Origin of the sequence: Streptococcus shenyangsis, from assembly GCF_006385785.1 — a bacterium.
Classification (GTDB): domain Bacteria; phylum Bacillota; class Bacilli; order Lactobacillales; family Streptococcaceae; genus Streptococcus; species Streptococcus shenyangsis.
The window spans coordinates 18,730-31,252 of sequence record NZ_VFSH01000018.1; the positions used below are offsets into that span (position 1 = coordinate 18,730).

9 protein-coding genes and 1 pseudogene are annotated in these 12,523 nt (G+C 39.6%); 2 read left to right on the forward strand and 8 right to left on the reverse strand.

The window, feature by feature from the left end:
* Window positions 1-13 precede the first annotated feature (13 nt).
* The 8 genes from FJR77_RS09780 to parE form a co-directional block, all read right to left on the reverse strand.
* The gene (locus FJR77_RS09780; protein WP_140834673.1) at window positions 14-910 is read right to left on the reverse strand and encodes a DMT family transporter; all 897 of its coding nucleotides are present in this window, start codon (window positions 908-910) and stop codon (window positions 14-16) included.
* A gap of 8 nt (window positions 911-918) precedes the next feature.
* A complete protein-coding gene (locus FJR77_RS09785; RefSeq protein WP_140834674.1) occupies window positions 919-1,854 on the reverse strand; it encodes a serine hydrolase domain-containing protein in 936 nt (311 codons plus the stop codon).
* Window positions 1,851-2,576 carry a CppA N-terminal domain-containing protein gene (locus FJR77_RS09790; RefSeq protein WP_140834675.1) on the reverse strand — a complete coding sequence of 242 codons (726 nt, stop codon included), beginning with the start codon at window positions 2,574-2,576 and terminating at the stop codon, window positions 1,851-1,853. The genes FJR77_RS09785 and FJR77_RS09790 overlap by 4 nt, the downstream gene beginning before the upstream one ends.
* 618 nt (window positions 2,577-3,194) lie before the next feature.
* A complete protein-coding gene (locus tag FJR77_RS09795) occupies window positions 3,195-5,228 on the reverse strand; it encodes a thiol-activated cytolysin family protein (protein ID WP_000487325.1) in 2,034 nt (677 codons plus the stop codon).
* Between the two features lie 326 nt (window positions 5,229-5,554).
* Window positions 5,555-8,035, reverse strand: a complete 2,481-nt coding sequence (gene parC / locus FJR77_RS09800; protein ID WP_140860135.1) for a DNA topoisomerase IV subunit A — start codon at window positions 8,033-8,035, stop codon at window positions 5,555-5,557.
* A gap of 184 nt (window positions 8,036-8,219) precedes the next feature.
* Window positions 8,220-8,780: a nucleotidyltransferase family protein gene (locus FJR77_RS09805; RefSeq protein WP_061759024.1), complete on the reverse strand. Its 561-nt coding sequence runs from the start codon at window positions 8,778-8,780 to the stop codon at window positions 8,220-8,222.
* A gap of 29 nt (window positions 8,781-8,809) precedes the next feature.
* Window positions 8,810-9,637: an aminoglycoside 6-adenylyltransferase gene (locus tag FJR77_RS09810; protein WP_079114827.1), complete on the reverse strand. Its 828-nt coding sequence runs from the start codon at window positions 9,635-9,637 to the stop codon at window positions 8,810-8,812.
* A 27-nt stretch (window positions 9,638-9,664) separates the two neighbouring features.
* Window positions 9,665-11,608 carry a DNA topoisomerase IV subunit B gene (gene parE / locus FJR77_RS09815; RefSeq protein ID WP_061759022.1) on the reverse strand — a complete coding sequence of 648 codons (1,944 nt, stop codon included), beginning with the start codon at window positions 11,606-11,608 and terminating at the stop codon, window positions 9,665-9,667.
* A 135-nt stretch (window positions 11,609-11,743) separates the two neighbouring features.
* On the opposite strand from parE, the gene plsY reads away from it, so the two are divergent.
* Both plsY and FJR77_RS09825 read left to right on the forward strand, forming a co-directional pair.
* Complete coding sequence (plsY, locus tag FJR77_RS09820; RefSeq protein ID WP_140834678.1) at window positions 11,744-12,385, forward strand: glycerol-3-phosphate 1-O-acyltransferase PlsY; 642 nt, start codon at window positions 11,744-11,746, stop codon at window positions 12,383-12,385.
* 67 nt (window positions 12,386-12,452) lie between these two features.
* Window positions 12,453-12,523 (forward strand): annotated as a pseudogene (locus FJR77_RS09825) (transposase); the annotation flags it as partial.

Consider the following 12,523-nt stretch of genomic DNA (forward strand, 5'->3'; position numbering starts at 1 on the left):
ACAAAGAGTCTTTTTATTTTTCTAAGAGTAAATCTTTCAAAGAAATCAGAGTTACAGCAACTAATATCATTGCCATACCAAGAAAATCAACGAGATAAAATTGTTCATTCATAATTAAGAAGGCAAAGAAAACCGCCGATATTGGCTCAATTGAAGCCAACAAGCTTGACTTGACCGGTCCTATCAGACTGGCTCCTTTTAGAAAGGCTGTATAGGCAAAGACAGTCCCGATAAGGATAATGCCCGCAAATGCAAGGAGAAAATCAAGACTAGTTGGGATAGCAGTCTGTAGAACTCCTGTAAAAGGAAGAGCGACCAAACCTGCTATGACCATTCCCACACCGATGACCAAGCTGCTCCCCCACTTCTTAATCAAGGCTATTGGCAAAATAATATAAAGTGCGTAAGTCAGAGCAGAAAAGAGCCCCCAGAACAAGCCTGTAGGTGTTATGGATAACTGGTCCAACTGCCCATGTGTTGCAATAAGAAAGGTCCCTCCGATAGCTAATATGATAGAAACTATCTCTCCCAGTGTCGGCGCCACCTTATCCTTGATACAGCTATAAATTAAAATTCCGACAGGACAAACATACTGAAGCACCGTCGCTGTTCCTGCATTGGTCTCCTGAATAGCAGACAGATAGGCAAATTGGTTGAGAAAAAGACCAATTAGAGAAAAAATGAGAAGAGATAGCAAACTCTTTCTATCCTTTAAGAAGGCCAGCATTTTATCCCTTGCAGTAGCATAAGCCAAGACCATGAGAATCCCGCCAGCGATTAAAAGTCGTAAGTTAGTTAAAACTAAAGCCGAAATTCCGTGTGCCATCAGGTATTGGCCACTCGTTCCTGACAAACCCCAAGCAATAGCAGCCACAACTGTTAATAGAGTCCCTTTTAAACTATTTGACATGTCTCTCCTTACTCTTCTTTACGAATCAAGTCCATCACTTGATTACGGTCTAAAATCCATTGAGCTCTCTCATCCTTTTCATAGGTACGGTTGGATAGGAAAATGGCCGCTTCTTGCTTCTGACGATTCCACATGATAAAGGTACCTGTATAGCCCGTATGGTCTAGCCAATCTCCTTCCAAATTCCATGCCAAAGAACGTTCCTTGTCATCCAAAGGTGAAAAATTTTGACTCAAATCTCTTGCAAAATCATCTGCTAAATAGTGTTCTAAAAAGATTTGTAAATCCTTTACAGTCGAAAATAAACCAGCACTACCTGCATGTCTGCCCAAGAGGCGAGCCTTGGGATCATGTACCAGACCTGCCTCGACACCTCTAACTGTTGGAACAGCAAACCCAACAGGCCCAAACTGGGTTTCCGTCATTCCCCACGGTTTCCAAACTTGTTCTTGTAAAATTACATCCAGTTCTTTATTAAAGATTCTTTCCAAGATAAAACCTAACAGCAAAAAATGGACATCCGAATAAAGAAAGGCTGATTGACTTCGTCTGTTGAGATGAAACATAGATTCCTTTAATTCAGGGGCTGTTAAAAGATCACGATTAGGAATAAAAGGATCAAGGTCTGTTGCATGAGTCAAGAGCTGGCGAATAGTGATGTCTGGATAATCACTCTCAGCTAAAAAATCTGTTACAAGTCTGTCAATATCTAATTGACCTTTTTCCCACAAGAAGGTAAAAACTGTGCCAACCCCAACAACCTTGCTGACACTGGCTAGATCGTAAACTAGTCCTACCTCAGTCTGTAAGCCATGCTCTGGGTCACTCTGTCCTAAATAGAACTCCGTCCATTGATTGTCCTTAAAATACGCAAAAGAGGCTCCGGGATAAATCCCTGCCTCGATTTGTTCTTCTATTTTTTTAATAATCTTGGTCCACTTCATACTTCTTCAAACCACAATTCAACATTATTTCGATCTTTTCCAAGGAAGAATTTTTCAGACTTAGGAATAAAATATTCGGTAGACTCAAATTTCTTGCGAAGACTTGCTATATCTAGTTCATTGACCAAGAACTTGAGCATAGATAAGTCCCAAGTAACTGTATTGTCCACAGTCAAATCTTGACCCTGAGCTGGTATAAAATCAAGTGACGCCCCAATTTCAGATACTTCCAAGAAACTTTCGACATCAGTTGGGAGATGTAATTCCATGGAAATCTCAAATTTACTTAAAGAAATTGATTCCAAATCTGTTTGAAATTCAGGGTTTTCTTCTACTTCTACTAGACTTTCTCTATCATCTTCCGCATGAATCAAAACCAAATCATCTTCTGGAGAGTAAATTTCAAAAGCGTAGCCGTTTTGCCCCTTATATAATCGATGAATCGAATCTGTTTTAGCTAATAAGACTTCAATTTCCAAGGGATTTTCCACCTTGACAAGTAATCTAGCCAGCTTCTTTCTTCCTTCCACTTTACGAGAACGCATACTTGGAGCTTCTTCTAAAACAAGTTTTTCAAGGCCTGTTTGATCACCTAGTGATAGAAAGGCTGACTCTTCTAACAAAACTTTCATACCGAGGGTTTCCATATAAAAGGTTTCATTTAAATTTCTATTATTAACTTTTAAAGTAGGAATAATCCGTACAATTTGATTTACATTCATAAATTCCTCCGTCACTTTTTATTTTATAGGATTTTAGAATTTTTTACAAGATATTATACTCAAATTTAACAATTTTAACCTCATTAAACATCTTTTTGAGGAACATGAGTTAAAACTCAATGCTTAGGAGAAATTGAAGTAAATATATCCATAATAAAACACAGAATAGACATTTTCCAATAAATATATCTACTATACACACCCCTATGCCCTATGGAAAAAGTAAACTAATGTAAATCACAAGAGGTCCATTCGGAGATGGTTACCTAAAGAAGCTAGAAAATGACTCCTAAAATAGATCCCTTTATCGAGAATTAAATTCATAACTATCCTAAAAAATCTTAAACTACAAGAGAATTTCTTCTTATTGACTACTTGAACTTGAAGGTCTCCTTAAATATTAACCGCTATAGCTTTGAATATAAAAACAAGAGATGTCTTCTTACCTTGGGTCTAATAAATCTATAATGCTATTCACAATAACGATTAATTTACATATATACTTATATGTAAACTACTCATAAAACAAGACACAGAAAAACACCCCAAGAGTTAGAATTTGGACTAACTTTTGGGGTTCAATTCATTAGTATAACTAATTATTTTTACAAGTGAGAATTAGTTGTTTTCAACTTTTTCATCGTATTTTGGTCTGATTGTTGTACCTGAATTAATAATGGTACGTTTTTGGACTAGAGGAAGATCGGTACGATTGTAAACAGTACGCCATGGTTCCCAAGCAAGACCTGTTTTTTCCTGAATCTTCACGCGTAGGTTACGTACATTTCCTTTAAATTGAAGCTCCGTTTGGAAGCCAGCAGTTCTGTTCTGACCGTTATGCTCCCACTGACGTGAACGAATACTTTCAACACCATCCTTGTCATAAGTCACTTCATCCCAGTAAACATAGTAACGAGCAATATAAGCTCCCTTATGGTGTAAATTGAGGTAACCATTTTTGTATGAAGTCACTTTAGTTTCAATGTAGTCTGTATTGCTTTGAATCGTGGCCACTTGATTATCTTTCAAGAATGCAGTCTTGTAAGAAATTGGAACAGCAGGGTTTTGCGTACTGAAAGTAGCTCCTTCTTGAATCAATTTCTTCAAATCTTCTACTGTACCTGTCACAACACGTGCAGCGCCATCAGCATTTCCACCTACGATGGAAACTGTTACTGTTGTATTTTTCAAGACACGTGCCCATTCAGATTCAGCTTTAATAGGTACTCCTTTAATGACAGCATTGATAGCTGCTTTCAATTCTGTACTCTTGCTTGTTGTTTCAAATTTGACATACATTTGACGTCCGTATGACACGCTTGATACATATACAGGAGGAGTATTTTCATCAATTCCACGTGCTTTCAATTGATCAACTGTTACTCCTGAGGCAAATACATCTGATGGATTTTTTGGAGCATCAAAGTTAGCAGTATAGTAAACTTGTTTAAAATCAACTACCTCAATTTGTTTTTCACCTTTATTGACAGCTTCAAAATCAATTTTTAGATTAACTCCAACTTTTTCAAAGTCACTTCCGAATTTAGCTTTTAATTGATTCATGCTATAAGCAGAAGTTGATTCGTACTGCATACGTGCTGGAGCAGGGTTCTTCCCAGCATATTTTTCATGCCAACGATTTAACAGGGTATTTACACCTTCCTGCATACCACTTACAGTTGGTGTAGCATCTACATAGCTATCTCCGCCTACCATTCCTGGTAAATCAACACTAATTCTACCTTTGCTACGATCTAAGCTAATTTGTTGTGGTTTATTTTCTAGGAGATCTTGATTTGCTTTAAACAAAGCACCTAGGAAAATATCTCCGTTGCCATTAATAGCAACATCAGCATGACCACTAGAAAGGTTCTTCTTCACTTTTTCCACAACCACAAATTCATTTCCTTGTTGTTTTGTGCTTGTATTCGTGTAATTTTCTATTGCCTCGCCTCGTCTAGTTAAAATATTTGTTTTATCATAATTCAAACCAAACAAATATTTATTTAGTTCTGCAGTAAAATCTGTTTTAGATTTATTTTCTGTTTTCTTATTTTCTACAATCTTTTCTGATTTTGCAGAACGATATACTTCAACTTCTGCTAAACTAAGTGGAGTTTTAGATTTATTTAATTCAATTTTTACATATCGTGCATCAACTCCTGAGAATTGAACATCAACTGTTGGTTGATTGTTTAAGCTATCTACATGTTGACGAGCTGCTTCATTCCCATCTTTATCCAACAAAATAACATCAAAATTAGATAAACGATTTGCTACATCCCCATCTCCACGATTGTAAATACGAACAGTTCCTACTGATTCTTCTTTCTCTAAGTCAACTTTCCACCAAGAATGATCTTGAAAATCTGTATGGGTAACGGAGCGGTGACTCCATGCGTTATCACGATTACCGTCAACTGCTCTAGAAGCATCTCCTCCATAAGCAATTGAACTCTGACTCGCAGATTTATGAGCAGCAATATTTTCACCAGCAACTGCAGCAACGCTTGGCTCTGTTGCTTTTACTACATTTGTTTGAAATACAAGGCCAGAAGCTAGCAAAAATGTTGCAACGGCAACACCACATACTCCAACACTACGTTTACGAATAGAATAACGAAATCCTTTATCTTGTTTATTTTGAAACATAAAAAACTCCTTTTATATTTAAACGAACTATTTCTTTAACGCGTTCTCTTGAAACAATAATATTATAACAAAAAAACAAATGTGACGCAATCATTTTCTTAAAAAATATTATTTTTTTATTAATCTAGCTTGAATAATTGACCGTATGTTAATGATTTTACAATTAAATATCAGGCGGTCTATACCAATAAAAACAAGAAAACGAACAGGATTAAGTCCCTATCAGTTGGGAATCAGCACTGTTCGTTTTTGTATATATAATCAAATTCAACTCTTAAATCTATAGCTTAAGAAATTTCTCGACGAAAACCTTTTCATTATCTTTACTATTTGTTAGATACTAGTTCTGTATAAACTTCCTGAAGATAGGCATCAAAAATTTCTTCATCTGAAATGGTATCGGATATAAAGTTACCGTTGCTGGTTCGTTCTGACAGATTCAAGTCTTGCAATCGGATTTCATAGGTCGTTCCTTTATTGGATTGGATAAGCAAAGTTTGATTGTTCTCGTCCACTTCTGTACTGAAGAGGTCACCAACGAAACCTTGCTCTGCAACTGCTCCTGCTAAGAAGACACGATGCGGTCTACTTTTCAACTCACGCAAGACTTGTAGTCCTCGTTTGGCACGGCTGGTTGCTGGAATTTCGTCAATAGAAACACGTTTTAAACTTCCACGCTGGGTCAAGAGGTAGAAGGATGAGGTATTACAGATAAAGGCAGATTGGAGGACATCATCTTCTTTCAGGTTCATAGCCTTGACACCTGCTGCCTTGGCACCGACAACAGGAACCTCTTCGATATTGAAACGAAGGGCATAACCGTTTTGGCTAATCAAGAGAACATCATCCAGTTTAATCGGAGCTACTGCTACAATCTGGTCTGTATCATCTTTGAGCTTAGCATACTTGACAGACTTAGACTTGTAGGTCCGCCATGGAGTGAATTCTTTGCGTTCTACACGCTTGATTTGACCAAGACGAGTTGTAGCAAAGTAGGTTGTCGCATCATCAAACTGATCCACGATATCTACATATAGAACTTCTTCATTGGTTTCAAAGTTAGTAATAGACTGGCTCAGATGCTCTCCAATATCCTTCCAGCGAATATCTGCCAATTCATGGATTGGTCGATAAATGACATTTCCAAGTGTCGTAAACATCAAGAGATGCTGAGTTGTCTTGGCAGATTGAACAAAAATCAGACGGTCATCATCACGTTTAGCAATTTCTTCCAAGGTGGAAGCTGCGAAGGAACGCGGGCTGGTACGCTTGATGTAACCTGCCTTGGTCACGCTGACATAGGTATCTTCCTCAGCAATCAGACTAGCTGTATCAATCTCGATTGCTTTCGCAGTATCTTCTAAAGTACTCAAACGTTGTGTCGCAAACTTCTTCTTGACCTCACGAAGCTCTTTCTTCATGAGATTGTACATAGTCCGCTCATCCCCGATAATAGCCGCAAGCATGGCAATCTTTTCACGAAGTTCTGCTTCTTCTTCCTGCAAGACAACAACATCGGTATTGGTCAAACGGTAAAGTTGCAAGGTTACGATAGCCTCAGCCTGTTCTTCCGTAAAATCATAGCTGATCTTGAGGTTTTCCTTGGCGTCAGCCTTATTCTCAGATGCACGAATAAGCGCAATGACTTCGTCCAAAATAGAAATTACACGAATCAAACCTTCGACGATATGGAGACGTTTCTCAGCCTTTTCCTTGTCAAAGCGTGAGCGCGCCAAAATCACTTCGCGACGGTGGGCAATATAGCTAGACAATATTGGGACAATCCCGACCTGACGAGGGGTGAAATTGTCAATCGCCACCATGTTAAAGTTGTAGTTGATTTGTAGGTCGGTGTACTTAAATAGGTAGTTAAGAACAAGCTCCGTATTGGCGTCTTTTTTTAGCTCAATAGCGATACGAAGACCGTCACGGTCAGACTCGTCACGAACCTCAGCAATGCCAGCCACCTTGTTATTGACACGAACATCATCAATTTTCTTGACCAGATTAGCCTTATTGATTTCATAAGGAATCTCAGTGATAACGATTTGTTCCTTACCACCTTTTAGCTTTTCAATCTCAGTCTTAGAACGAACAACCACGCGCCCTTTTCCAGTTTCATAGGCCTTTTTGATTTCATCACGCCCCTGAATGATAGCTCCTGTAGGAAAATCTGGTCCAGGCAAGAATTCCATCAACTTATCGACCTTGGCAGTTGGATGATCAATCATGTAGACTGTAGCATCGATAACTTCTGCCAAATTATGTGGTGGAATATCTGTCGCATAACCAGCCGAAATCCCAGTAGAACCATTAACCAAAAGGTTTGGAAAGGCTGCTGGTAAGACTGTCGGCTCTTTCTCCGTATCGTCAAAGTTCCAAGCAAAAGGAACTGTTTTTTTCTCGATATCCTGAAGGAGATAACCAGCAATCTCTGACAAACGCGCCTCTGTATAACGCATTGCCGCAGGCGGATCACCGTCCATGGAACCGTTATTACCGTGCATTTCAACTAGAATCTCACGGTTCTTCCAGTCTTGCGACATACGAACCATGGCATCATAGATAGAACTGTCCCCATGTGGGTGGAAATTACCCATAATGTTACCGACAGACTTGGCCGACTTGCGGTAACTCTTGTCAAAGGTATTGCCATCCTTATTCATAGAATAAAGAATGCGACGCTGAACCGGCTTCAAACCATCACGAATATCTGGCAAAGCCCGGTCTTGAATAATGTACTTGGAGTAGCGACCAAAGCGCTCTCCCATGATGTCCTCCAAGGACATGTTTTGGATATTACTCATATAGGATACAAAGCCCGTAAAATACAAAGGGAAAATAGGAAATTCTTGCAGTGAGCGATGCTCACAAGAGAATTTATCTTTTTCACACAGTATTTAGGGCGTGTTCAACTCCTTTCAAAGAATGTAGAATAGGTTTTTACAGAAAAAGTGTTCAGTTAAGATATAAAGGGACGACTTGAAATGTCTACTTCACAAATCCTCGTTTATACTTGATATGACTGGCGATATTGCTATCTACATCTTTCCTATCCCAAAGTTGGAGTTCCCATGGGTAGTAAAAATTACTTTTATTTTTAAAATAGATATGAATACCGACATAGTCGTCTTTATCACGTAAATACCAGTTTTTTAATCCGTACATCTCTTGCCAATCATCTAATTGATCCATGACTTGAGCTATCTCTTTGGAACTTAAAATCATACGAGCACCAAAAATATCATTAAGAATGGAATTCACAGGATAACCCTCTTGACGCTCAGAAAAACGTGTAATTTTATCTATAATAGACTCAGAAGTTTTGACACGATAAACATAGGCAATATCTTGGACATCCGCTTTCATCAGATAGTCATTAATTGACTCATGTAAATTCAGACGGTAGGACAAAATCGCTTTCGTCGGAACTTTTGAAAAGGTATGCTTGAGATTGATTTTTTCCACCTTACCCGTTTCAAAATAATCTTTAGAATATTCTCGATGAATACGATTAATCTCTGTAATGAGGCGTTCCACTTTTTCAATCATGAGTCTTCTCCTCTCGCTTTTTCATTTTTCTAGTTATTCCCAAACTTCTTCACTCTTTCCTCAGCATACTGAATCATCTTCTCAGCTACTTCTTTATCATAGTCAAATCCCATTTTTTGAGCAAGGTACTGAGCCTCTCGGTGGAAAAGTTGCATCGTAGCATACAAAGATTGAGTGATTTTCTCTTTACTTGAAAAATCAAGCTGATTTGAGAATTCTTTCTCTTTCTCAGCAGGCAAATACTGAAAGAGGTACTTGTAGTTCTTGCCAACATCGACCGTTCCCTTATCTGCTGCCACTTGCCAAGCTAAAAGCTTAAGCAATTCTTGTTGGCAGATTCCATAGAGATGATCCGTCGCATAGACCAGGTGGTTCCGATGAATGCCCTTCACTACATAGGCAGAAACCCACCAAAATTCATTACAGGAATTTTTAAAATCTGTCTCAGTAGCTGGGCTTCTCCAGTAGCGTTGAGGATTTGGAGAATAAGACTCAAACAAGCCCTTCTTATCTTCTAAAACTGTGAATCCTGCTTCACTATCCACCCATTCTTGCATGTGTTCTTGTGGGCAGAGTGTCAAATCAATCCGATTGCCATCTTCAAAAAGCATGAGATATAGGCGACGGTGACCAAGGGTGACCTCTTGCTCAATAATGCGTTTGCCAAACTGGTCTAGCCAAGAAATGTCTCTCTTCAGATTATCTAAATCGTCCACAATATAGACCACATCGTAATCCTGAAACTCATCTTTTGGTGCTTTTGTATCAGTTCGTGAACCAGATATGGCGATAGCTTCTACTTGTATAGTTTTGGCAATTTGTAAAATCCGATTTAGCATTTCTGTTTCAGTTCTCATGTTGATACCCATTCGTTAAAAACCGACTTAAAACACCGTCGCTTCTTCCAAAGTAAATTTGACATTATCTTCAATCCACTTACGGCGTGGTTCGACCTTATCTCCCATGAGGACATTAACACGACGTTCAGCGCGTGCTAAATCTTCAATCGTAACACGGATGAGGGTACGGGTTTCTGGGTTCATAGTTGTTTCCCAGAGCTGATCCGCATTCATCTCACCAAGCCCCTTGTAACGTTGAAGGGTCGCTCCTTTACCAAACTGCTTGCGGAGTTCTTCTAGTTCTCCGTCTGTCCAAGCGTAAGCTACTTCTTCTTTCTTGCCTTTACCTTTGGACATCTTGTAAAGAGGCGGAAGGGCGATATAGACATGACCTGCCTCAACTAACGGACGCATGTAGCGGTAGAAAAATGTCAAGAGCAAGGTCTGGATATGGGCACCGTCGGTATCGGCATCAGTCATAATAATAATCTTGTCATAATTGGCATCTTCAAGGGAGAAGTCTGCTCCGACACCCGCACCGATGGTATAAATCATAGTGTTGATTTCCTCATTTTTGAGAATATCCGCCATCTTGGCCTTAGCTGTATTGATAACCTTACCACGAAGGGGCAAGATTGCCTGGAACTTGCGGTCACGGCCTTGTTTGGCAGAACCACCGGCAGAATCCCCCTCGACTAGATAGAGTTCATTTTTTGCAGGATTCTTAGACTGAGCAGGTGTCAATTTACCCGACAACAAGCCCTTATCTTTCTTATTTTTCTTCCCATTTCGGCTCTCATCACGCGCCTTACGTGCTGCTTCACGAGCATCACGCGCCTTGATAGCCTTGCGGATGAGATTAGAAGCCAATTCCCCATTTTCCATAAGGAAGAAGGTCAACTTATCCGCCACAATTCCATCCACAATGGGACGAGCCAGAGGACTGCCTAGTTTGTCCTTGGTCTGTCCTTCAAACTGGAGGTGTTCTTCAGGAACCAAGATAGAAAGAACAGCTGCTAACCCTTCACGGTAATCTGACCCTTCAAGGTTTTTATCTTTTTCCTTGAGAAGCCCCGTCTTACGCGCATAGTCATTCATAACCTTGGTAATGGCAGACTTGAGTCCTGTCTCGTGCGTTCCACCGTCCTTGGTGCGAACGTTATTGACAAAGGACAAGATGTTATCTGAAAATCCATCATTGTACTGGAGGGCTACTTCCACTTGAAAACCATTATCCTCACCTTCAAAGTAGAGGACAGGCGTCAAGGTTTCCTTGTCTTCGTTTAAATAAGAAACAAAGTCCTGTACCCCATTTTCATAGTGAAACTCAACAGACTCATCTGTGCGCTTGTTCGTCAAAGACAAGGTCACATTTTTCAAGAGAAAGGCTGATTCATTGAGACGTTCTGAAATGGTATTGTACTTGAAATCTGTCGTAGAAAAGATCGTTGCGTCAGGCATAAAAGTAACCTTAGTACCTGTCTTAGACTTGGAGGCTGTACCGACCTTTTCAAGAGTTGTAACAGGCTTACCCCCATTTTCAAATCGTTGTTTATAAACCGTCCCATCACGGGTAATTTCAACTTCCAACCAGCTTGATAAGGCGTTTACAACGGAAGATCCAACCCCATGGAGACCACCAGAAGTCTTATAGCCACCTTGACCAAATTTCCCTCCTGCGTGGAGAATGGTAAAGATAACCTCAACTGTTGGGATTCCCATAGCGTGCATACCTGTCGGCATCCCACGACCATGGTCTTGTACAGTCAAACTCCCATCTTTATTGATGGTCACATCAATACGGTCACCAAATCCAGACAAGGCTTCATCGACAGCATTATCGACGATTTCCCAGACTAGGTGGTGGAGACCAGCACCATCAGTCGATCCGATATACATCCCTGGACGTTTACGGACCGCATCCAACCCTTCTAGCACCTGAATGGCATCATCATTATAATTGTTAATATTGATTTCCTTTTTTGACACAAGGAACCTCCTATTCGTTCATCTTTACTATTCTACAGGTTTTCCAAGGATTTTGCAAAATTTTTCTTTCTCCGATGTGACAATTTCATCAGAGATTCTCTGCCTTTCTTCTCCATTTCATGATATAATAGGAGTATGATTACAATAGTTTTATTAATCCTAGCCTATCTGCTGGGTTCGATTCCGTCTGGTCTCTGGATTGGACAAGTATTCTTTCAAATCAATCTGCGAGAGCATGGTTCTGGTAACACAGGAACAACCAATACCTTCCGCATTTTAGGTAAAAAAGCTGGTATGGCAACATTTGTTATTGACTTTTTCAAAGGAACCCTAGCAACGCTTCTTCCGATTATTTTTCATCTGCAAGGTGTTTCGCCTCTCATCTTTGGGCTTTTAGCTGTTATTGGCCATACCTTCCCTATCTTTGCAGGATTTAAGGGTGGTAAGGCTGTCGCAACCAGTGCTGGAGTGATATTCGGATTTTCGCCTGTCTTCTGTCTCTACCTTGCAGTTGTTTTCTTTGGAACCCTCTATCTTGGTAGTATGATTTCACTATCTAGTGTCACTGCATCTATCGCAGCTGTCGTCGGAGTTCTACTCTTTCCACTTTTTGGTTTTATCCTGAGCAACTATGACCCTCTCTTCATCGCTATTATCCTAGCACTTGCTAGTTTGATTATCATTCGTCATAAGGATAATATTACACGCATCAAAAATAAAACTGAAAATTTGGTTCCTTGGGGATTAAACCTAACCCACCAACATCCTAAAAAATAAAACGTCAGTTCTGAACTGCACCCCAAAAGTTAGACAGAAAAAATCTAACTTTTGGGGTGTTTTTATTATGAAATTAACTTATGATGATAAAGTTCAGATCTATGAACTTAAAAAACAAGGATATAGCATAGAGAAGCT